This window comes from Saccharospirillaceae bacterium, assembly GCA_022448365.1.
In the GTDB taxonomy this organism is placed as follows: Bacteria; Pseudomonadota; Gammaproteobacteria; order Pseudomonadales; family Oceanobacteraceae; genus Bacterioplanoides.
The window spans coordinates 1598424-1621085 of the sequence record JAKVCS010000003.1 but is presented as its reverse complement, the minus strand read 5'-3'; the positions used below and the strand labels follow the sequence as shown (position 1 = coordinate 1621085).

Sequence of the window (22662 nt, the reverse complement as noted above, 5' to 3'; positions counted from 1 at the left end):
GTTTTTCACGTTCTTGTTTTGGGGGATTGGATTCGGTCGCGGCTGGCCGTGCTGTTTTTAATAAATGTTCCATTTGCTGCGCAATATCAAAGAATATCTGTAGCGAAAATTGCGGGAAATTATTGTCGCCTTTGCGGCTCAAGTTGCGGACGTAGGTTAATAGCTGCAACTGGTTTTGTAACAGCGCTTTTTTCTGCACATACACAATCACAAATAAACTGGCGAGTGTTGCGATAAGGACCACGATCCATGATGTCGCCAGCGGCATCAATGCCAACTGGGGCCTTTCATCCGCTGGAATGTAGGTCAGGTACCAGAAATCATTGATCGATTTTGTAACAACAGTGCCGGTTTTTTCTGCACCACTACCGAAGCGGAAAATCTCAAAACCTTTACTTCGATCTTCATCGACATATTGGTTAACAATGACCTGACCTAACTGGTCGTTGGCGCCTGAACGGAATTGCTTCAGCCAGTACTCACCATATTCGACCAGTAAAACTCCAACAATTTTCTGATTATTATCGCGTATGGCAGATGCCCAGAAGAACTGTTGCCTCTGATTGCGCATCACGGCTTCCAGTTTCATCTGGCTGCCACGTAATGTCCGGCTTACCACCTGTTGCACAGCAAACCCCATACTCGCTTGCAGACCCATTGCTTCGTGGCGCTGATAGAGGTGAACGCGATAGGCGCCCGGCATAAACTTTTTCAGGGTGGACTTCCAGCTGGGGTCCTCTCCCAGCAGCGCTGCCAATGTGCGAGGGTGCTGACTGGCAGCAGTTTGCAGCTGCTGGGTGTCTTTCAACTGGGTTTTCAGTGCATGTGCCATTTGACCGGCCATTGCTTTAGCAAAGGCGCTATCGACCTCTGATTGGGTGAACAGATTGACCTGTAGGCTTTGAAATGCCAGCCCGCCAGAAATAAATAACAACGCTAACCAAATGGTGATTCGGCTGTACATTAATATCGTGCGTTTGGGCCGGCGTACCTCAGTTGTCATACTGCTTCCCTACAAAGGTTTGTTAATGGTGCGAATAGCCAGCGGTGTGAATCACTTGAGCTGTATTGTTATTGTCGTCCGGAGTGACCAAAGCCACCGTCACCACGTTCAGTCTGCTGAAACTCTTCAACTAATTCAAATTCTGCCTGAACCACGGGCACCAGAACCATCTGCGCCAGACGATCACCCACCTCAATCGTGAAGCTGTCCTGGCCGCGGTTCCAGCAGCTGACCATGAGCTCACCCTGATAGTCTGAGTCGATCAAGCCGACCAGGTTGCCAAGCACAATGCCGTGTTTGTGACCCAGACCTGAGCGCGGCAAGAGCATGGCGGCCAGTGACGGATCTTCAATATAAATCGACAGACCCGTGCGGATTAGCTGCGTTTCACCCGGATGCAGAGTCAATGGGGCATCGAGACAGGCGCGCAGGTCAAGACCTGCTGAACCCGAGGTGGCGTATTCGGGCATCGGGATCTCATTACCAATGCGTGAATCCAGAACTTTTACTTGTAACTTTTGCATGACATCAATCTTCGTTTTTGCGTGATAAATCAGAATACTGTTGGTACCGGTGTGCAATCAGGTCAACCAGCTGTCGAGCCAAAGTGGTTTTGCTCATGGCGGCGAACGCTTGCTGACCTTGCGACCATATCGCGGTTACGGCATTTTCGTCACTATTGAAGCCAATATCTGTGCGCGAAACATCGTTTGCGATAATCATATCGAGGTTTTTCTTTTCCAGTTTACCGCGGGCATAGGTTTCTACATCCTGCGTTTCGGCGGCGAAACCAACCGTGAATGGCCGTTGCTCGTGTTGTGCGATAGTGGCAACGACATCCGGGTTTTTCACCATATTTACTTCGATGGTATCCCCCGACTTTTTTATTTTCTGGTTGGCTACGTTTAGCGGGCGATAGTCAGCCACGGCGGCAGCGGCGATGAATATCTGACATTCCGGCAGCTGTTCCAATGACGATGCCAGCATTTCTCTGGCACTGGATACGCGCTCAACGATGACTCTTTCCGGGCTTGGAATATGAACTGGCCCGGTGATCAAGGTCACTTTTGCTCCGGCTTCTCTGGCAGCTTCTGCAATGGCGTAACCCATCTTTCCGGAGCTGTGGTTACTGATGTAACGAACCGGATCCAGTGCTTCGCGAGTCGGTCCTGCGGTAACGACCAGATTGATTCCGGCCAGTAAGCCAGATTCAAATAAATCGCTGCAGTTCGCCGTCAGTAGTTCCGGGTCGAGCATGCGTCCGGGACCGACATCGCCGCAAGCCTGTTCGCCGGAGTCCGGGCCGAAGATATGCAGATTCTTGCCTTTAACGTTGAGCAGACGCTCAATGTTTTGCTGGGTGATGGCATCTTTATACATCGCTTGATTCATCGCAGGTGCAAGTGCCAGTGGGGCTTCTGTTGCCAGGCAGACGGTGGTCAGCAGGTCATCGCCCAGGCCCTGAGACACTCGGGCAATAAAGTTGGCGGATGCCGGAGCAACTAATAGCAAGTCAGCCCATTTAGCCAATTCAATGTGCCCCATCCCGGCTTCAGCTTCCGGGTCCAGCAGAGCGTGGTGCACCGGATTACCCGATAAAGCCTGAAGTGTCAGCGGAGTGATAAATTCCATCGCGCCTTTGGTCATAATAACGCGAACATCGGCTCCTGCTTTCTTCAGGTTGCGAACCAGTTCAGCGGACTTATACGCAGCAATACCACCCGTAATGCCCAGCAGGATGCGTTTGTTGGTCAGTTGTTGCATGTTTTTCTTCACGCTGATTAGAATGGTGCGAGTATATATCAGTCAGTGGCCTACAGGGAGGTGGGTATGGCAATCCGTGATTGGCCAGAAATGGAGCGGCCGCGTGAGAAGCTGTTAACTCTGGGTGCTCAGGTGTTGTCGGACGCCGAATTGCTGGCGATTTTTCTGCGGACCGGCGTTAAGGGTAAGAGTGCCGTTGACCTGGCTCGTGAGCTGCTGGCTGACTTCGGTAGTCTGAGGTCTCTGCTGACAGCTGACCTGAGTACCTTCTGTCAGTCCCATGGTTTAGGCAGTGCTAAGTTTGCCCAGCTACAGGCCGCATTAGAAATGGCCAAACGGCATCTCGCCGAGGAGTTAGAACGGGGTGATGCGCTAACCAACCCTCAACTTACTCAGCGCTATCTGTTATCGCAATTGCGTGATCGCAGTCACGAGGTGTTTGCGTGTTTGTTTCTCGACAACCAGCATCGGGTGATTCGATATCAGGAGTTATTTCATGGCACGCTGGATGGTGCGGCGGTCTATCCCCGTGAGGTGGTAAAGCAGGCGCTGTCTGTCAGTGCTGCTGCCGTGATTCTGGCTCACAATCATCCATCCGGCGTCGCTGAACCCAGTCGTTCAGACAGAGCAATTACCGACCGCCTGACGGAGGCATTAGGCTTTATGGATATTCGCGTGTTGGATCATCTGGTAGTGGGCGATGGTTATTGTGTGTCATTTGCTGAGCGAGGCTGGTTGTAATTAACTAAGCTATTGGTTCTCACTGTCGTTAATGGTGGTGTCATGTACTGTGACTGCGGGCAAGAATAAATTCTGCCAAACCATGAAAGATCCCCCTTGCTGTTAAAAGAGGGTGTCAGATCGTGACAAAAATGCCGAAAAGTCATTCAAAATCCAGCTTTCGCTTGCCTGGGGATAAACCGTTTGGTATAAAGCGCAACTCTTTTCAGCCAGGGCACTTGTCTGAAGCCGAACTTCGGCCGACTCGCCCACGGTTGTAACGAATTTTTCATTTGTTCGATACAGTTAAATCGGGGCTAATTCAATGTCTAAGGTTTGTCAGGTTACAGGTAAGCGTCCTGTAACAGGGAATAACGTTTCCCACTCAAACATCAAAACCAAGCGCCGTTTTCTGCCTAACCTGCAGTACCACCGCTTCTGGGTAGAGAGCGAAAAGCGTTTCGTACGTCTGCGTGTAACCACTAAAGGCATGCGCATCATCGATAAGAAAGGTATCGATGCTGTTCTGGCCGAAATCCGCGCTCGCGGTGAGAAAGTTTAAGGAGGCCTGTAATGCCACGTGATAAGATTCGTCTGGTTTCAAGTGCCGGTACTGGTCACTTCTACACAACCGACAAAAACAAGCGCACAATGCCTGAGAAAATGGAGATCAAAAAGTTTGATCCAACCATTCGCAAGCATGTAATGTACAAAGAAGCTAAAATTAAGTAAGTTTCTTTATACTGCGCAGCTCTTTGTGATGAAGAGTCTTGAATGAAAGCCCGGCCTAGGTCGGGTTTTTTTGTGTCTGAAATGTGAGTTTTGGAGGAGTCAGCGTGCCAGAGTTACCTGAGGTCGAAACGACATTGCGGGGTATTGAACCCTGGTTAGAAAACATAACAATCGAGCAAGTGATTGTTCGTCAGCCGAAACTCCGCTGGCCGGTCGAGTCGTCTGTTCAGTTATTGGAAGGGCAGCAAATCCGTAAGCTCAGGCGTCGGGCAAAATATATTCTGGTGGAAACCGATGTTGGGACTGCGATCTGGCATTTGGGAATGTCGGGTTCACTGAGGCTGGTTGAAGATGATGAGCCGGTCGCCAAACATGATCACATCGACTGGCGGCTATCGAATGGCAAGATCCTGCGTTACCACGATCCGCGTCGATTCGGTGCTTTGTTGTGGCAGGCACCGGACGCCACAGTAAGCGAGCATCTCGATCACCTCGGTCCAGAGCCCCTGTCGGAAGCGTTTGACGTGGATTATTTGTTTCAACGCAGCCGCGGGAAATCCCAGGCAATTAAGCAATTTATTATGGACGGTAAAGTTGTCGTTGGTGTTGGTAATATTTACGCCAATGAAAGTCTGTTCATGGCCGGAATTCGTCCAACTTGTGCGGCCGGTAAAGTAAGTAAAGCGCGTTATCAAAAGCTGGTGGCTTGTATCAAATTGGTTCTTGAGCAGGCCATTGCCCAAGGCGGCACAACACTGAAAGATTTCGTCGGTGGTGATGGCAAGCCCGGTTACTTTGCTCAGGAGCTGCTGGTGTACGGCCGTGGTGGAGAAAGTTGTCTGCATTGCGGCTCAACCCTTAAAGAAATCCGTCAGGGTCAGCGTGCAACAGTCTACTGCCCGAAGTGCCAGCGTTAGATTAATTGAATAAGGTAGCCTGTTGATTTGGCTGAAAATCTCCATTGGCCAACCGTGACGCAGCAAGACTTGGCTGCTATAGTCGGCAGTAATTGCGTACGCAGAATAAGAGGACGAGTGATGCGATTACTGGTGGCTTTAAAAAAATCCGTCCCTGTGATGATGGCAACGCTGTTGCTGCTTTCAGGGAATATTACGTCTGCTGAAACCATTAAGGAAAAGCCCAGTGCCGGTGCGATGATCATCGACGCGGTTCTGGCCCGGCCACTGTACTTCGTTTTATCTCAGGGTGGCGCTCTGGTTTATGGCGCGACACTGCCATTCACGCTACTTGGTGGTAATGCTGACGAAGCTGCAGAAGCGCTGGTTATCACGCCATTACAAGCAGCATTTGTGCGCTGCCTGGGCTGCGGTAAAATTGATAGTGCAGTTGGTAATCTGGATGAAGGTAATGGAAAAATAATCGAGCATTTTGTTAATGCCTCTTTCGGTTACTCAAAGGTGGATATTGATGTTGAGAATAATTCGGACAGTATTGCATCTCCAAATTTAGGTTTGCATTTAGGAACACACTTTCTGTTAAGTGATCGAAGTCGATTTGATGTTGCTCTGGGTGTTAAGCAATTAATGCTTGTCGATACGAAATCAAAGATAACCGGCGATAGTAAAGCCAAGCACTCTGTGACCTCATATCAACTTTATAGCCGTTTCGGTAAAGAAGTTGCTCCGAAAACTTCTCTTTTGTTTAAGTTAGGTTTCCACAGTTGGAACTACGATGTAGAAGGGGTTTCTGATAGTGGATTCGGATTACTATGGGGAATCGGCGCAGACTACAGACTGAACAAAAGAACAAGTTTAGGCTTGGATTTTACTCGATATAGTATGAGCGGAACTCTAACAGAAGCGGGAAATAGTGATGACTTTGATCTTGGTTTAAACGCCGTAGATTTGTCTGCTCGTTTCTTTTGGTAATCAAACTAAAATCTGCTTTTCAAATAATGCCAGGCCCTTCCCAGGGCCTCATAAAATGCCCGCTCACTCTTCCTTTGCGCGCTGGCATCTACTTTCCAGTTGCTGTTATCACCTGCCTGCCAGACGGCAGGGGCAGCAATAGGTTTCAGCCCTTGTTGCTCAAAGAATGTGATCGCCCGAGGTAAATGCGATGCCTCACTCACCAGAGCAAATGGCTTTTCGCCGAGGTAGGGCGCCATCAGTTCAGCTTCTTCCTGTGTATCCCGGGCTTTCGCAAAGGTTTTAATGCGTTCCGGAGCAACACCTAAAGCGATGGCTACTTCCCGGCTGACCTCAGCATGAGAGCGTGTATCTGTGCCTTCAAAGCCTGAAACAAATAACCATGCAGCCGGATTGGACTGCAGAATTCTCAGCCCTTCCTGAAGTCGGTGCAGGGACGTGCCACACAGTTGTGACGCGGGAGGGCGATTGTCTGAACTGCTGTGGCAACCGCCAAGCACGACAACCGCAGCAACCGGTTGTTGCAGGTCAAATGTCGGGTAGTCGTTTTCAAACGGCTTTAGTAAATGATCGGCGATTGGGTGCCAGCTGGTCAGTCCGAGAAATAAGGCTGAGGCTGCAATCAGAGACTTGCCATACGCAGGATAGCGACGCAGCAACAGCAGGCCGAGCATCAGCCCACAAATGGTCAGAGGAGTTGGCATCAGCATCATGCCAATGACTTTCTTCAGATAAAAAGCGAACACCGGTCTTCCTTTATTGTGTTATTTCACTTACCCGGGACTGCCCATAACCGCGTGGGTCAGAAGCGGCAGTCACTTTGCCAGATCGTTTGTCCCACAAAATAGCCTGCATGTTACCGTAATGGCGCCCAATGTTTCTCAGTTGATGGCCTCGTTGCAGCAATGCGACCTGCTCTTTATCTGTGAACGTATCGGGTTCATGTTGAATCACATCCGGTAAATACTGGTGGTGGAAGCGCTTGCGTGACACCCAGTCTTTAACGGGTTTATTGTCCATATGTTCCAATATTCCAAGAAACACCATGGTAATGATCCGGCTGCCGCCGGGCGTTCCGATAATGGCGGTTGAATTTTCTGTGCTAACAATACTGGGAGACATGCTCGACAATGGTCGCTTACCGGGTGCAATGGCATTCGCTTCATTGCCTACCAGACCATAAGCATTAGGCTCTCCCGGCTTGGCTGAGAAGTCATCCATTTCGTTGTTCAGCAATACGCCGGTTCCGGAAGCCGTGTAGGCAGAGCCAAATGGCAGGTTAATACTCAGTGTGGCAGAGACCATATTGCCCTGTTGGTCAATGACCGAAAGGTGGGTCGTGTGGAAACCTTCCTGCAGGTTCTTAACGCCGTTCAGGCTTAAGCTGGGTGTGGCCTGCTTCATATCGATACTGGCTGCCCAGTTTTCTGCTCTTCGTTCAGACAGCAGTTCAGTAACCGGTACATCGAAATAATCTGGGTCGCCTAAGTATTCGGCTCGGTCTTTGTAAGCACGACGCATGACTTCGGTCAGTAAATGGGTCTGATCTACGGCGTTCAGTGATTTCCAATCAGGCAGAGAATCCTGTGCCAGCATGTTCAGCATCTGTGCAATGGCGATTCCACCGGATGACGGCGGTGGCGCGCTGAGGACCTGATAGTCTCCGAATTGTATGCGAATCGGATCGCGTTCGATTACCTTGTAGTTAGCCAGGTCACTGAGCGTCCAGTCGCCACCATCGGCTTGAACTGCCTCAACCAATTTGGCCGCTACCGCGCCGCTGTAAAAGCCATCAAAGCCATTATCTGCGATGGCTTGTAAGGTATTGGCCAGGTCGGGTTGCTTGATGATGTAGCCAATTTCCGGAATCTCTCCGTTATCCAGCAAGATCTCGCGGCTATCCTCATAGCGGCGAACTTGCTTCAGGCGAAAGCCCATGAGCTTGCGATAATGTTCATATACCGGAAAGCCCTCTTTGGCTTGTTCAATAGAGGATCCGAGAGACACCGATAGTGGCAATTCACCATAATTTTCTGCCAGATGGACAAAGGCAGCTGCTTGCCCGGGAATTGCTGCCGCTGTTGGACCATTGACTGCCTTATCACGGTCTACCTGACCCTGTTGGTCGAGGTAGTAGTCTTTATGGGCAGCAGCGGGGGCCATTTCACGGGCATCGATAAAGGTGTATTGGTCCTTTCCTGCCTGGTAAAGCAGCCAGAAACCACCGCCACCGATTCCGGCGCTGTATGGCTCTACCACGCCAAGACTGGCTGCTACGGCAATTGCTGCATCGAAGGCATTCCCGCCCTGATTCAGGATGTCCATGCCAGCTTGTGTCGCTAATGGGTGTGCACTGGCGATGGCGGCTTGCTTGGGCTTGGCTTGATGATCTGACGCTTGCTCAATGCTTGTTGTGGGCGATTGGCTACAAGCAAGCATCAGACTGCTGCTGAGTAATAGCAGTGTGCGTTTCAACATGATGAGGATTCCTTCTATTGAATAGCCGCTAGTTTGGGCAAGGTGAAGTGATGTCGCAAGCGAGCAAGGCCAGGTGTGGTGGAACACGGTGTTGTTTTAACGTCACGATAGGGTGTTGTATCAAAGGTACGGCACAAAAATATGCTCTGCGGCCAGTGGAAAACCAACGAGCTATTTCCGGTTGTGTGGGTAGGCATCTAATAAAAAACCCCTGATTCTTGCGAAGCAGGGGTTCTTAGTAGGAGTTGTGATCAGGCGATTTTTTTGCCCGTCAGCAGTTCGTACTTCGCTTCCAGTTCTTCCTGAGTTTCCATGTTGCTGTCATCTTGAGGGATACAATCAACCGGGCATACCAGCTGACACTGGGGCTCATCGTAGTGGCCAACACACTCGGTGCATTTCGCGGGTTCAATTTCGTAAATTTCTTCGCCCGCAGAAATCGCTTCGTTCGGGCACTCAGGTTCACATACATCACAATTGATGCACTCATCAGTAATAATAAGAGCCATGACATACCTCCGTCAGGGGCTAACTGCTGTAATAGCAGGTTATGTTTGCACGCTCTTCTGCAGGGCTTTAGCAACTTCCGGATGCACGAAGTTGCTGACATCACCGCCTAAGGACGCAATCTCTCTCACCAGGGTAGAGGAAATGTAGGAGTACTTTTCTGCAGGAGTCAGAAACATACTTTCTACATTTGGAGCCAGTACCCTGTTCATATTGGCTAATTGAAATTCGTATTCGAAATCAGATACCGCACGCAGGCCGCGGAGGATGATATTGGCTTGTTTTTCTTGCACAAATTCAGCAAGCAGGCTGGAAAAGCCAACTACTTCAACGTTGTGCAGGTGACCTAATACATCCTTCGCCAAGTCGACACGGGTTTCGACGTCCAGCATGGGTTTTTTCTTAGGGTTATCGGCAACGGCCAGAATAATGTGATCGAACATACGCGCTGCACGTTCCACCAGGTCGGTGTGACCATTGGTAATCGGATCAAAAGTGCCAGGGTAAACGACTATATTCATAACGCTGCCTTGTTATCTGAAATCGCGCGCATAGTATCCAAAATTGGTCTTGCGCTCAATAAAGTGGTACCGCATTGCTGGTCACTGTCCAGGTCGCTCACAGAACTGTCAGTTTAGTTCTTTACCGATGTCCTGCGCTATCCCTAGTGTCTTCTACACTGTTATACAGATAAGTAAAGATGGACAGCACATGCCAAAGTTTCTGATCGTTGAAGACAGTAGCGTTATTCTTAAGATCCTCAAGCATATTGCGAAGCAGGAATTGCCATTTGACGTCTTGTTTGCCAGTTCCATGGCGCAGGCAAAGGCATTGTATCTGGAACACAAAGACGAAGTGGTCGCGGGTTTGATTGATCTGGCACTGCCGGACGCACCCGATGGTCAGCTGGTGGATTACCTGCTGGAAGAGGGTTTACCGGTCGTTGTACTGACCGGCACCAGCGACGGCGACACCCGGGAAACTTTGCTACGCAAAGGTGTGGCTGACTACGTGATTAAAGAAACCCGTTTTTCCTACCAATACGCTATTCAGATGCTGCATCGTGTGTATAAGAACCGTCAGGTTGATGTATTGGTGGTTGAGGACTCGCGTGCTTTCCGTAAATTTATCGTGCAATTGCTGAATTTACATCAATACCGGGTTCATGAAGCGGAGGATGGTTTGCAGGCGCTTGAAATACTGCGTCAGCAAGAGAGTATTCAGTTAGTGATCACCGATTATCATATGCCACGGTTGGATGGGTTTGAGCTGGTGCAGGCCATTCGCCAGCAGTTTGAGCGACGTCATATCGCGGTGATTGGTCTGTCGGGGCAGGGGGATCATTCGTTATCGGTGAAATTTATTAAAAACGGTGCGAACGATTTCTTGCCAAAACCGTTTGAGCAAGAGGAGTTCTTTTGTCGGGTAACTAACAACGTTGAAGCACTCGAAAGTCTTCAACGACTGCAGTATCAGGCGACCCGTGATTACCTGACCGGCCTTTATAATCGTCGTTACTTCACAGAAGAAGCTGAACAGCATTTGGCCAAAAGTGCCGTGGAAGGGCGTGTTGTCAGTATGGCGATGCTGGATATCGATTTCTTTAAAAAGATTAACGACGATTACAGTCACATTGCCGGTGATATGGTGCTGCAGCAAATCGGAGAGACTTTGCGACGCGGATTAGGACGTTTTCTGGTGGCCAGAACCGGCGGAGAAGAGTTTTCCATTTTGCTGCCCGGTTTGGATGCTGAAAAAGCCTGTAGCCTGATGGATGGTTTGAGACAGGGCATCGCAGAGCAGATTTTTGATATTCCGGATGACTTCCTGCGCTTAAGCGTCAGTATTGGTGTGTGTACATCCCAGGATGGGCGTGGCAGCCTCGATCAGATGATCGCAACGGCGGACGATAATCTGTATCGCGCTAAAGAGGCAGGCCGCAATCTGGTTGTTGGTGATGACCTCGCCGATTGAGTCGACGTATGTGGCGCTTGCGCGCCAATAACATATTGTAATGCATGATGTTTTTTCCTATTGTGTGGCCCCTCGCCGATGCCTTAACAGAGGTTCATAAAATGTCAGAAGATACTATATTCGGAAAAATAGCCCGTGGTGAGATGGACGCCAACATCGTTTATGAGGACGATCTGTGTCTGGCATTTCGCGATTTGTACCCCGCGGCACCGATGCATATTCTCGTTATTCCACGCAAACCTATCCCGCGGTTGTGCGATGCAGAGGAAGAAGATGAAGCGCTGTTAGGTCATCTGATGCTGGTCGCTAATAAAGTGGCAGACCAGCAGGGCCTGGGCGACAAGTTTCGTTTAGTTATAAATAATGGCGCAGATGCCGGGCAAAGCGTTTTTCATCTTCATTTACACGTCATTGGAGGACGTTCTCTGAGCTGGCCCCCGGGCTAGTTACAGGTCTCCCTGAATGTTGTTTTCTGAAATTCTTGCTCACTTGCACGACGGTCGCCATCTGAGCTTTGACCACTGGCAGATCCAGTCTGGAGAGTCCTGGGCGATTACGGGTACAAACGGCAGTGGAAAAACCGCATTGTCCTGCTTATTTGCAGATGAGCTGCGGCTCAGTCACGGTTCTGTCGAGAACCCTCCGGGTTCTGTTGCTTATGTTTCTCTGGAAGCTCAGGCGGCTCAAATTGATCACGAGCGGAAGCTCGATCAGAGCGATCTGAATGACTGCATTGAGCAAGGGACTTCCGTCAGAGAATTATTAGAGCCTCTGGATACGGTAGAGCATTGGATTGACGTGTTGAACGTTCGTTATCTGCTTGATCAGGGTTTTCGATCTCTGTCGACCGGTGAAAGTCGCAAAGTACTGTGGATACGCAGTTTGCGACAGCAAGCGGATTTATTGATTCTCGATGAGCCGTTCGAAGGGCTCGATCGTCAAAGTCGTTGCGCTTTGTCTCAGGAGCTGGAGAAGCTTCAAGCTGATGGCCAGGCAATTGTCTGGGTGGCGAATCGTCTGGATGAATTGCCAGCATGGATCAGCCATGTGGTATTTATGCACGATGGTAAAATGTTGTATCAGGGCCAAAAACATGAAGTGCTGAAACAACCGGAGGTCTCAGGCTTATTGCACTTTGATCGCGAGCTGCCAGCTTTCCCGTCGATGGTTTATGAATATGACCTGGAACCGGGTGAACCTTTGGTTGATATGTTGGATGTATCGATTCGTTACACCGACCGACTGTTGTTCTCAGGACTGAACTGGCGGATACAGCCTGGCCAGCATTGGGCTGTTGAGGGTCCCAATGGGTGTGGGAAAACCAGCTTATTGCAGCTTATAACCGGCGATAATCCGCAGTGTTACCGCAATAATCTCAAGCTGTTTGGTATGCAGCGTGGGTCTGGTGAAACCATCTGGGATATCAAAAAGCACATCGGAATTGTATCCGCCTCACTGCAATGGGAATACCGCGCCAGCACCAACGTACTGACTACGGTGATATCCGGGCTGTACGACAGCATTGGCCTGTATCAGGCCAGTGGCGATGACGACAAGCAGCTGGCACTGCAATGGCTGGAGATGATTGGGCTGGCTGATAAAGCGAACCAAAGTTTGCAACACTTGTCGTACGGTGAGCAGCGGCTGGTGTTGATCGCCCGGGCGCTGATTAAGCAACCGCCGTTATTGATTCTGGATGAACCTTGCCTGGGGTTGGATGATCCAAGTCGTCAGCTGGTATTGGCGTTTATCCGCAAGCTGGCAAAACAGCAAAACATTACCTTGCTTTATGTGACGCATTTAGCCGATGAGATACCGGTGGAGATATCCAGACGGTTGCAGTTTAAACAAAACGGCAGCAGCAGCTGCATTGACATGTATTCGCTTCCTTTAAGCCAATAAACAGATAATAATAACCACAACTTTAAAGGTATTAGTTTGATAGGTTCCATTACAACCACGCGTAATGGTCGCAAATTTCAGATCAATAAAAGACACACGCGCAAGCGCCTGGATGTGTCGGAATTAACGATAGGGATGCACATCATTGAGCTGGACCGGCCATGGATTGAGTCTCCCTTTTTGTTTCAGGGGTTTGTTTTACAAACCGCTGAAGACATCAGGATGGTTCAGGATGTCTGTGAATTTGTATATGTCGATGTGCTTGAGGAGGAATGGATTGGCTACGAAGGCCATAAGCCAGGCGAGCGACGGTTAACCACTCAATACGTTGAAAAGCAGGATGTTGCTCAACAACTGGCCCAGGCAAGCCGGACTTATGAAGCAACCAAACAACAGATTAAATACCTGCTAAACACCGCCTACCTTGGCCAGGCGATGAGTATGGATGGTGCCAAAATAGCCGTAAAAGATTGTGTCGATCGTGTCCTTCATAATCCTAATGCCATTCTTTGGCTGACTCGTTTAAAACATCAGGATGAATATACCGCTGAGCATTCAGTCAATGTTTGTCTGTTATCCATTGCGTTGGGCAGAGAAATGGATCTTGCGCCTTACGAGCTGGAAAATCTCGGCATCTGCGGTTTGATGCACGACATCGGCAAGATGAAAGTACCGCCAGAGATTCTCAATAAACCCGCCAGTCTCGATCCTGAAGAGTTCGAGGAGATGGCACGGCATACTGTTTACGCCCGGCAGTTACTGATGGGGCGCTCGGATATTTATCCGGGAGCGGTTGATGTGGCATACAGCCATCATGAACGGCTGGATGGCAAAGGTTATCCGCGCGGTGTGGATTCAACCAAATTATCCATGTTTACCCGGATCGTGACGGTCGCTGATGCGTATGATGCGATGACCAGTGATCGCTGCTATAAGAAAGGCATGTCGTCGATAGATTCACTGAAAATTATTCATCGCAACATCGGTACCCAGTTCGATGAGGAAATTGCCCGTAAATTCATTGCTATGATTGGGCTTTACCCGCCTGGATATCTGATCGAAATGTCCAACGGCGAGGTCGGCATTATTTTGTCGGCCGACGCTGGCTATTCACTGAAACCCAAAGCCATCATGGTGTTGGGGCCAGACAAAGAACCTCAGCCGGAGCGGATCATCAACCTTGCTAACGCACCTCAGGACGCCCAGGGTGAGTTTTATAAACCGGCTGGCGTTTTCCGCAGCGGTAGTTTTGGTGTTCACGTTAACGACTACATCAGCAAAGGGTTACGTATTAAAGGTTTCGACTACGGCATCGATCGCTAAGCTAGGCTAAGCACAGACCTTGTTGTTCATCGCGCCCTGAACTGGGTGCGATCCCCGTCTTTTTATACAACTCGTTAGACCTCTAATCGTTTTTTACAGACACTTATTCAGATGGCCACCTTTGGCGGGCTATTCCTGAACTAACTGACGGCTGTGTTGATATTTAGAGTTCAATTGTTTAGTCTTGAATTTAAATGAATATTCAATCAAGCCTATGAGTCGTACTAAACCTCAGAGCCAAAGGCGTGATGAACTGATCAAGGCCACACTAAAATCGATAGAGCTGTATGGATTGTCGGGAACGACGATAAAAACCATCAGCGGTATCGCCAATATTTCTGTGGGCCTGATCAATCACCATTTTGGTAGTAAGCAGGTTCTTATTGAGTCTGCCGTCCGACACCTGCTGGAGCAATTACAGCAGGGGTTGTTGGAAAACATTGATCGCATTGAATCAATGGATTGTCCGCAGCAACAGGCGAAAAGCCGGTTGTATAAAATAGTGGAAACGAATTTTGCCAGTTTCCAGCAGTCTTCTTCCGCAGCCTCTACCTGGTTGTGCTTCTGGGCCGAAGCCGCTCACTCTCCTGAACTATCCCGTTTGCAGCAGGTTAACAGCCGTCGTTTGCGCAGTAATTTATTGCACTCTTTCCGACGTCTGATTGCCGACAAAACTGCAGCCGTCGAAGCCGCCGAAATGTCTGCTGCAATGATCGATGGATTCTGGTTGCGCAGCACCCTGGACCCGAAACCGGAACACTCTTTCGTCGATGCAGAGCGTTATTGTAAATCTTTTATTGATCAGCTGATTGCTCAGCATGATCAGGAAACCACTGAATGACACTGAAGAACTTTATCCATGGCCAGTACCTGAGTAACCAGAGTGGCGAAACATTTGATGTGGTAAACCCGGCGACGTCCGAGATTATTTACCAGGTAGAAATTGCTGACGACTACATTCAGCAACAGGCGATCGCCAGTGCGAAACAAGGTTTTGCCGAATGGTCGAAAATGGCAGGGATGGAACGTAGCCGTATTCTGAATAAAGCCGTTGCATTATTGCGTGAACGTAACGATGAACTGGCCAAACTGGAAGTGTTAGATACCGGCAAACCCTGGCAGGAGGCGAGTGTTGTTGACGTGTTGACCGGTGCCGATTCAATCGAATTTTTTGCCGGTCTGGCGCCTTCAATAGAGGGGAATCAACAAGATTTGGGTGGTGATTTCTATTACACCCGTCGTGAGCCTTTGGGTATCTGTGCGGGTATTGGTGCCTGGAATTATCCACTGCAGATCGCCTGTTGGAAATCGGCCCCGGCACTGGCGTGTGGCAACACCATGATTTTTAAACCATCGGAAGAGACACCGATGGGGGCTGCCAAGCTGGCGGAAATCTTTGTTGAGGCGGGTGTGCCGGCCGGGGTATTTAACGTCGTACAGGGCGCGCGGGAAGTCGGGGAGTGGTTAACCCATAGCCCTGATATCGAAAAAGTCTCTTTCACGGGCGAAGTCGGAACGGGTAAGCGTGTGATGGCGGCAGCTGCCAGTACGCTGAAGGAAGTAACCATGGAGTTGGGCGGTAAGTCACCATTGATCGTTTTTAACGATGCCGATATCGACGAGGCAGTCAGTGCTGCGATGCTTGGGAATTTCTACACCCAGGGCGAAATCTGCACCAACGGCACACGGGTATTTCTGCAATCCGGTATCAAAGATGCGTTTCTGGAAAAGCTGAAACAGCGCACTGAAAGCAATATCCTGGCTGGCGATCCGCTTGATCCTGAGGTGAACCTGGGTGCGCTGATCTCTGCCAAACACTATCAATTAGTACTCGATTATATTGATAAAGGTAAATCTGAAGGGGCGACACTGTTGTGTGGCGGGAACGCTCTTAAGCCTGCCTCTGCCCCCAATGGTTTTTTTGTTGAGCCAACCGTATTTATCGACTGCACCGATGATATGACCATTGTTAACGAAGAAATTTTCGGTCCGGTTATGTCTGTGTTGGAATTTGAATCGGAAGAAGAAGTGGTTCGGCGGGCCAACGATACCCACTATGGCCTGGCTGCAGGGGTCTTCAGTAATGATATTCGGCGCGCCCATCGGGTAATTCATCAGTTAGAGGCTGGTATCTGCTGGATTAATGCTTATGGCGCCTCACCGGCAGAAATGCCGGTCGGTGGCTATAAACAATCGGGTATTGGACGTGAAAACGGTTTAGCAACCTTGAATCATTACACTCAGCTCAAAGCCGTTTATGTTGGTATGAATCCACTGGAAAGCCCGTTTTAAGGAGGAGACTGCATGCAAAAGTACGATTTTATTATTGTGGGTGCGGGCTCTGCAGGCTGTGTATTGGCCAATCGGCTGTCTGAAAATCCACAACATTCAGTGTTGCTGATTGAGACCGGTGGAAGCGATAAAAGTATCTTTATTCAGATGCCCACGGCGTTATCGATTCCGATGAACACGGAAAAATACGCCTGGCAATATCACACCGTTGAAGAACCTTACCTGGATCAGCGCGTCATGCATTGCCCACGAGGTAAAGTATTGGGTGGTTCATCATCGATTAATGGCATGGTGTACGTTCGTGGTCATGCTCGTGATTTCGATGAATGGCAACAGCACGGTGCTAAAGACTGGGATTACGCGCATTGTTTGCCTTATTTTAAAAAAGCCGATGACTGGGCTTTTGGCAAAAATGCATATCGTGATACAGATGGACCGTTGTCGGTTAACAACGGTAATCAGATGAAAAACCCGCTGTACAAAGCCTTTATTGAGGCGGGACAACAGGCCGGTTATGACTTTACTGAAGACTATAACGCCAAACAGCAGGAAGGGTTTGGCGCTATGCACATGACGGTTAAAAACGGTGTGCGCTGGTCAACAGCCAATGCTTATCTGCGCCCTGCGATGAAGCGCAATAACCTGACCGTCGTTACTCACGCTCAGGTACATAAAGTCATCCTGGAACGATCCACAAGTGGGTTGAAAGCCGTGGGTGTTGAATATAGGCGTAAGAACACTCTGCATCAGGTTCGGGCAGAAAAAGAAGTGATTCTCAGCGCTGGCTCTATTGGTTCGCCTCATATTCTGCAGTTGTCAGGCATCGGAAATGCCGAGGTGCTGCGGAATGCCGGGGTTGAGGTACAACACGAGTTGCCAGGGGTTGGTCAAAATTTACAGGATCATCTGGAATTTTATTTTCAGTTTAAGTGCAAGCAACCGGTGACTTTGAATGGCAAGCTCGATTTGTGGAGTAAGTTTCTAATTGGCTCACGCTGGTTTTTCACCAAGACGGGTCTGGGAGCAACCAATCATTTCGAATCCTGTGGGTTTATTCGTTCAAAAGCCGGTGTCGAATGGCCTGATCTGCAATACCACTTTTTGCCTGCTGCGATGCGTTATGACGGTCAGGCCGCTTTTGATGGCCATGGCTTCCAGGTACACATTGGCCACAACAAACCCAAGAGCCGCGGTCACGTTCATATCCGCTCTGCCAATCCGGAAGACTCCCCGGAAATTCTGTTTAACTATCTGCAACACGAAGATGATATTGAAGGCTTCCGTGATTGCGTCAGGCGCACTCGGGAAATTATTGGTCAGGCGGCTTTTGATGAATATCGCGATAGTGAAATTCAGCCCGGCGAGCAGATACAAACTGATGAGCAGATTGATGCATTTGTGCGCGCTAATGTCGAAAGTGCGTATCACCCATCCTGTTCCTGCCGAATGGGAGAAGACGAGTTAGCGGTGGTGAACTCAGAAACACAGGTACATGGTATTGCCGGTTTGAGAGTGGTTGATTCGTCGATTTTTCCGACGATCCCCAACGGCAATCTGAATTCACCGACCATTATGACTGCGGAGCGTGCGGCCGATCTGATTAAGGCGGCTCATGACCCGGATTATTCTGTGCTTCCAGCCAGTTCTTCAGAAATTGGAATGGATGCGGAATGGCAAACCCGACAGCGCTCAGGTACTCCACAGCGTCAGGTTTGATGATTTCACAATAACAACGATACAACATTAAAAATTAGGGAGAAGAAGGTATGAAACTTAAACATTTGATGTGTTCTGCGCTGTTGGCTTTGCCAATGGCAGGTCAGGCGGGTCAATGCGACACGGTACGCTTTTCTGATGTGGGTTGGACCGACATTACTGCAACGACGGCAGTGGCGTCTGTTGTGCTGGAAAGCATTGGTTACAACACAAAAACTCAGATGTTGTCGGTGCCAGTAACGTATAAGTCGCTGGAGAATAAAGACATCGACGTTTTCCTTGGTAACTGGATGCCAACCATGGAAGCGGATATTAAGCCTTACCGCGAACGTGGCACAGTTGAAACCCTGGTCACCAACCTGGAAGGTGCTAAGTACACACTGGCTGTGCCTAAGTACGTGTATGACGCGGGGGTTAAAAGCTTCGCCGATATCGCCAAAAATGCTGATAAATTTGATAACAAAATTTATGGTATTGAGCCGGGCAATGATGGTAACCGCCTGATTCAGGATATGATCGATCAGAATGCTTTCGGCCTGAAAGGTTTTGAAGTGGTTGAGTCCAGTGAAGCCGGTATGTTGTCGCAGGTTAAGCGTAAGACTCGTCGTGATAAGTGGATTGTTTTCTTGGGTTGGGAGCCACATCCGATGAATGCAAATTTCGAACTGGCGTATCTTGAAGGTGGTGACGACTTCTTTGGTCCTAATCTGGGTGGCGCTGTTGTTGCGACTAACGTTCGCAAAAGCTACGCCAGCGAGTGTCCGAATGTCGGCCAGTTCCTGAAAAATCTGACTTTCACACTGCAGGCTGAAAACGAAATCATGGCAGCTATTCTGGATGAAGGTAAAAAGCCGGAAGCCGCAGCCAAAGCCTGGATCAAACAAAATCCGGAAACACTGAATCGCTGGTTGGAAGGCGTTAAAACCAAAGACGGTGCAGATGCCCTGAAATCTGCTGTTGCTCTGACTGACTGATCGTCAGCATTCAAAGCAATTGTGCCGATACATTAACGGCACATTCATTCATTTTGTTTTGCCGGGTGTATTTCCGGCAAAACAAAATACAACAGATGGACTGGTTCAATCATAACGGGCGTGTGAGTGGAAGATTATAAAATCCCTCTTGGGGATTATACCGAAGTATTTTTTGACTGGCTGGTGGACAACGCCTCTGGTTTTTTTGATGTGGTTTCCGATTCGCTGGAATGGTTGATTGATCTGCTGACATCCGGGTTACTGTGGCTTCACCCGGCTGCGTTCATCACCTTGATTGCCGCAACCGCATTTTGGCTGCACCGTTCAATACCGTTGGTGATTTTTGCGGTAGTTTCCTTGTTGTTGATCTGGAATCTGGGATATTGGCAGGAAACCATGGAGACGCTATCTCTGGTTTTGTATGCCACCGTATTTTGTATGTTACTCGGATTACCCATTGGTATTTATGCCGCACATCATCCCTGGCTATTCAGTGCACTTCGACCTGTGTTGGATCTGATGCAAACGGTACCAACTTTTGTTTATCTGATTCCAACCCTGACTCTGTTTGGTCTGGGTGTTGTTCCGGGGCTGATTTCCACCATCATCTTTGCTATTGCAGCCCCGATTCGTCTGACGTACCTGGGTATCTCCGAAGTGCCCAAGGAACTCATTGAAGCTGGCCAATCGTTTGGAGCCACCAAAGCTCAGTTGCTTTTCCGTATCGAGTTACCTGCCGCAGCCAGCAGCATCGCTGCAGGTATTACTCAATGTATTATGTTGTCGCTGTCGATGGTTGTGATCGCTGCCTTGGTTGGCGCCGATGGTTTGGGTAAGCCGGTTGTTCGCGCGCTCAATACCGTGGACATCGCCAGTGGTTTTGAAGCCGGTCTATCGATTGTACTGCTGGCAATTTTGTTAGATCGGCTGTTCAAGCAGAAAGAGCAGGTGGCTCCATGATTGAGATTAAAAATCTGGATGTGGTCTTTGGTGACCAGCCAGACGCTGCGCTTGCACTATTAGATGGGGGCGGTGATCGCGAGCAGATTCTGGATAAAACGGGACAGGTTCTGGGTGTCAATAATGCCTCCTTAAAAGTAGAGCGTGGAGAAATCTGTGTACTGATGGGGTTATCCGGCTCTGGTAAATCCAGTCTATTACGCTGCGTTAATGGCTTGAACCCGATCTCTCGTGGCGAAGTGAATATCGAATACCAGGGACAGATGGTGAACTTCGCGGTGGCTGATGCTGACACTCAGCGTGAGTTGCGGATGAAAACGATCTCGATGGTATTTCAGAAGTTCGCGTTGATGCCCTGGTTGAGCGTGGCTGAAAATGTTGCTATGCCGCTTGAAATTCAGGGTTTAAGTAAGCAGGAAGTGCAGTCGCGTGTTAAGGACCAGCTTGAAATTGTCGGTTTATCTGAATGGGCTGATCATAAGCCCGGACAATTATCGGGTGGCATGCAGCAACGTGTTGGTCTGGCCCGGGCACTGGCGACCGAATCGGACATTTTGCTCATGGACGAACCTTTCTCTGCATTGGATCCATTAATTCGCAGCCAGCTACAGGATGAATTATTACAGTTACAGGCTAAGCTAAATAAGACCATTTTGTTTGTATCTCATGATCTCGATGAGGCGCTGAAAATAGGCAATCATATTGCGATCATGAAGGATGGTGAGATCGTACAGCACAGCAACCCGCAGGATATTGTGATGAATCCAGCTAATGATTATGTAAGAGATTTTGTTGCTCATACCAATCCAATGAACGTTTTGTTAGCAAGAGACCTGATGAAGCCTTTGTCGGAACTGGAGCAGTGTGACAAGGGTTTTCGCTTGAGTAAGCGACATGATTATTGGTTAAGTGGCGATAAGCAGGCGACCATTTACCGAGACCAGCATTTGGCACTGCAACGCTGGACGGCTGAACAAGAGATTGCGTCGCTGAAAAATGCTGGCACTATAGTAGATGTTAATACTCCAATGCGGGATGTGTTGGAAATTCGTTACGATACAGATCACTCTGTATTTATCGAAGAAAATCATAAAATCGTCGGATATATAGGCGATAGGGAATTATATCACTCGCTACTGGGTTAGATGCTCATCAACGATTGATATTAGAAAAGGTGTTGAAACGCCTGATATTTAACCGGAGGAAGACCATGTTAAAGAAAAGTACATTAGCGATTGCCGTATCATCCGCTGTGTTCGCAAGCAGTGTTTACGCGGAACCAACAGTTGATCTGTATGGCCGTGTTGATTTGGGTCTGGAGTATTATTCTGACTCAGATGGTGTTGGTGGTAGTGACATTTTTGCGGGGATGGAATCTCCTACAGGAAATTCAGATGACAAGGGCTTCAGCCTGAGCGACGGTAACAACTCGCGTCTGGGTGTTAAAGGCGAAGCAACATTACCGAATGGTCTGACCACCGCTTACCAATATGAATTGGGCACGCGTATCCTGGACGGCAATGCCAACCCATTCGTTCGTTACGGCTGGTTAAGCATTTCTAACGGACAGCACACTCTGACCGCTGGTACCCAGGACAACTATTTGTTGATGTACGGTGGCTTAAACGCGCAGTACAGCGAAGTACACGGTTATGGCGCTTACTACTATGTAACCGAAGTTATGCCGGGATCGATGGCGCAGACTTTCCGTACCGACAGTACACTGGCCTATACGTTCGGTGGTGGTGCGTTCAGCGGTGATGCATTCACTGCAACCATTGCTGCTCATATTGCTGAAGATGGCCGAGTGGTTGATGATTCTGTTGATGAAGATGATCAGGTTCAAAGTAATGACTCCGGTATCACGGGTGTAACGGTTGGTGTTGAAGCCAATGTTGATAAACTGGCTTTGACTGCGGCTTATCAAACTTCTGTAGTTAGCGAATCAGATGCCGCTAAAGATGCAAACATCGATGTTGCTGCTCCTTCTGTAGCCAGCGTTGGTGCTCGTTATGATGTTTCTGATGTCGCTAACGTAGGTTTCAACTACTACATCGCTGACCGTGACACTAAAGGCGATAGTGGTCGTGATATGTGGGTACTGGGTGGTGACTACCAGCTGAGCGAAAATGTAAATCTGCACGCTGGTTTTGGTGCCGGTTCCGATGATGCGGACACCCAGCGTCAAATGGATGCAAATGTATTCGCTCAACTGACTTACACGCTGTCTGACAGCAATCAGATTCGCTTTGAGTTCGAACAAGCATCTCTGAGCTCGAAAGATGGCGCTGGTAAGAAGACCGAAGGTGATGCACAGATCTTCCTGATCTCTCTGCGTCAGGACTTCTAAGACAGATTCTTCTTTATAAAGAAGTGATAAAAATCCCCGCAATAGCGGGGATTTTTGTTTTATCCCTGGCCAATCGTT

The 22662-nt window shown here is 49.1% G+C and carries 22 protein-coding genes; 16 read left to right on the top strand and 6 right to left on the bottom strand.

All coding sequences use genetic code 11. The annotated features are described in order from the left end of the window. Positions 1 to 1071 precede the first annotated feature (1071 nt). Both dut and coaBC read right to left on the bottom strand, forming a co-directional pair. Positions 1072 to 1527, bottom strand: coding sequence for a dUTP diphosphatase (gene dut, locus MK185_11050; protein ID MCH2041161.1), 456 nt, complete (start codon positions 1525 to 1527; stop codon positions 1072 to 1074). 4 nt (positions 1528 to 1531) lie between these two features. Continuing rightward, the gene (coaBC, locus tag MK185_11045) at positions 1532 to 2767 is read right to left on the bottom strand and encodes a bifunctional phosphopantothenoylcysteine decarboxylase/phosphopantothenate--cysteine ligase CoaBC (GenBank protein MCH2041160.1); all 1236 of its coding nucleotides are present in this window, start codon (positions 2765 to 2767) and stop codon (positions 1532 to 1534) included. 66 nt (positions 2768 to 2833) lie between these two features. Between coaBC and radC the strand changes: the two genes are divergently transcribed. From radC to MK185_11020, 5 genes are all read left to right on the top strand, one after another. Beyond that, positions 2834 to 3508 carry a DNA repair protein RadC gene (gene radC, locus MK185_11040; GenBank protein MCH2041159.1) on the top strand — a complete coding sequence of 225 codons (675 nt, stop codon included), beginning with the start codon at positions 2834 to 2836 and terminating at the stop codon, positions 3506 to 3508. A 304-nt stretch (positions 3509 to 3812) separates the two neighbouring features. Then, positions 3813 to 4049, top strand: coding sequence for a 50S ribosomal protein L28 (gene rpmB / locus MK185_11035; protein MCH2041158.1), 237 nt, complete (start codon positions 3813 to 3815; stop codon positions 4047 to 4049). An 11-nt stretch (positions 4050 to 4060) separates the two neighbouring features. Continuing rightward, a complete protein-coding gene (rpmG, locus tag MK185_11030) occupies positions 4061 to 4219 on the top strand; it encodes a 50S ribosomal protein L33 (protein MCH2041157.1) in 159 nt (52 codons plus the stop codon). Between the two features lie 104 nt (positions 4220 to 4323). Continuing rightward, positions 4324 to 5136 (top strand): bifunctional DNA-formamidopyrimidine glycosylase/DNA-(apurinic or apyrimidinic site) lyase, encoded by an 813-nt coding sequence (mutM, locus tag MK185_11025; GenBank protein ID MCH2041156.1) that lies wholly within the window; start codon positions 4324 to 4326, stop codon positions 5134 to 5136. A 27-nt stretch (positions 5137 to 5163) separates the two neighbouring features. After that, the gene (locus MK185_11020) at positions 5164 to 6108 is read left to right on the top strand and encodes a porin family protein (protein ID MCH2041155.1); all 945 of its coding nucleotides are present in this window, start codon (positions 5164 to 5166) and stop codon (positions 6106 to 6108) included. Between the two features lie 5 nt (positions 6109 to 6113). Here the strand turns inward: MK185_11020 and elyC are convergent, their stop codons facing one another. The 4 genes from elyC to coaD all read right to left on the bottom strand — a co-directional run bounded on the left by elyC (position 6114) and on the right by coaD (position 9614). Next, complete coding sequence (gene elyC, locus MK185_11015; protein ID MCH2041154.1) at positions 6114 to 6854, bottom strand: envelope biogenesis factor ElyC; 741 nt, start codon at positions 6852 to 6854, stop codon at positions 6114 to 6116. Between the two features lie 10 nt (positions 6855 to 6864). Beyond that, on the bottom strand, positions 6865 to 8586 hold the full coding sequence (gene ggt / locus MK185_11010) for a gamma-glutamyltransferase (protein MCH2041153.1): 1722 nt from the start codon (positions 8584 to 8586) through the stop codon (positions 6865 to 6867). Positions 8587 to 8837: 251 nt separating this feature from the next. After that, a complete protein-coding gene (locus MK185_11005; protein MCH2041152.1) occupies positions 8838 to 9095 on the bottom strand; it encodes a YfhL family 4Fe-4S dicluster ferredoxin in 258 nt (85 codons plus the stop codon). 39 nt (positions 9096 to 9134) lie between these two features. Next, positions 9135 to 9614, bottom strand: a complete 480-nt coding sequence (coaD, locus tag MK185_11000; protein MCH2041151.1) for a pantetheine-phosphate adenylyltransferase — start codon at positions 9612 to 9614, stop codon at positions 9135 to 9137. 190 nt (positions 9615 to 9804) lie between these two features. Between coaD and MK185_10995 the strand changes: the two genes are divergently transcribed. From MK185_10995 to MK185_10945, 11 genes are all read left to right on the top strand, one after another. Beyond that, a complete protein-coding gene (locus MK185_10995) occupies positions 9805 to 11067 on the top strand; it encodes a diguanylate cyclase (GenBank protein ID MCH2041150.1) in 1263 nt (420 codons plus the stop codon). Positions 11068 to 11168: 101 nt separating this feature from the next. Next, the gene (locus MK185_10990; protein ID MCH2041149.1) at positions 11169 to 11513 is read left to right on the top strand and encodes a histidine triad nucleotide-binding protein; all 345 of its coding nucleotides are present in this window, start codon (positions 11169 to 11171) and stop codon (positions 11511 to 11513) included. 16 nt (positions 11514 to 11529) lie between these two features. After that, positions 11530 to 12969, top strand: a complete 1440-nt coding sequence (locus MK185_10985) for an ATP-binding cassette domain-containing protein (protein ID MCH2041148.1) — start codon at positions 11530 to 11532, stop codon at positions 12967 to 12969. A gap of 36 nt (positions 12970 to 13005) precedes the next feature. Continuing rightward, positions 13006 to 14292, top strand: a complete 1287-nt coding sequence (locus tag MK185_10980; GenBank protein ID MCH2041147.1) for an HD-GYP domain-containing protein — start codon at positions 13006 to 13008, stop codon at positions 14290 to 14292. A gap of 214 nt (positions 14293 to 14506) precedes the next feature. Then, complete coding sequence (betI, locus tag MK185_10975) at positions 14507 to 15133, top strand: transcriptional regulator BetI (protein MCH2041146.1); 627 nt, start codon at positions 14507 to 14509, stop codon at positions 15131 to 15133. Then, positions 15130 to 16584 (top strand): betaine-aldehyde dehydrogenase, encoded by a 1455-nt coding sequence (betB, locus tag MK185_10970; GenBank protein MCH2041145.1) that lies wholly within the window; start codon positions 15130 to 15132, stop codon positions 16582 to 16584. Before betI ends, betB begins: the two co-directional genes overlap by 4 nt. A gap of 12 nt (positions 16585 to 16596) precedes the next feature. Beyond that, entirely contained in the window at positions 16597 to 18300 is a 1704-nt protein-coding gene (gene betA / locus MK185_10965; GenBank protein ID MCH2041144.1) for a choline dehydrogenase, read from the top strand. A gap of 95 nt (positions 18301 to 18395) precedes the next feature. Next, positions 18396 to 19274 (top strand): choline ABC transporter substrate-binding protein, encoded by an 879-nt coding sequence (locus MK185_10960; GenBank protein ID MCH2041143.1) that lies wholly within the window; start codon positions 18396 to 18398, stop codon positions 19272 to 19274. Positions 19275 to 19400: 126 nt separating this feature from the next. After that, a complete protein-coding gene (gene choW, locus MK185_10955; protein MCH2041142.1) occupies positions 19401 to 20234 on the top strand; it encodes a choline ABC transporter permease subunit in 834 nt (277 codons plus the stop codon). Beyond that, positions 20231 to 21379: a choline ABC transporter ATP-binding protein gene (gene choV, locus MK185_10950; protein ID MCH2041141.1), complete on the top strand. Its 1149-nt coding sequence runs from the start codon at positions 20231 to 20233 to the stop codon at positions 21377 to 21379. The genes choW and choV overlap by 4 nt, the downstream gene beginning before the upstream one ends. Before the next feature lie 65 nt (positions 21380 to 21444). Then, complete coding sequence (locus MK185_10945; GenBank protein ID MCH2041140.1) at positions 21445 to 22584, top strand: porin; 1140 nt, start codon at positions 21445 to 21447, stop codon at positions 22582 to 22584. Positions 22585 to 22662 lie beyond the last annotated feature (78 nt).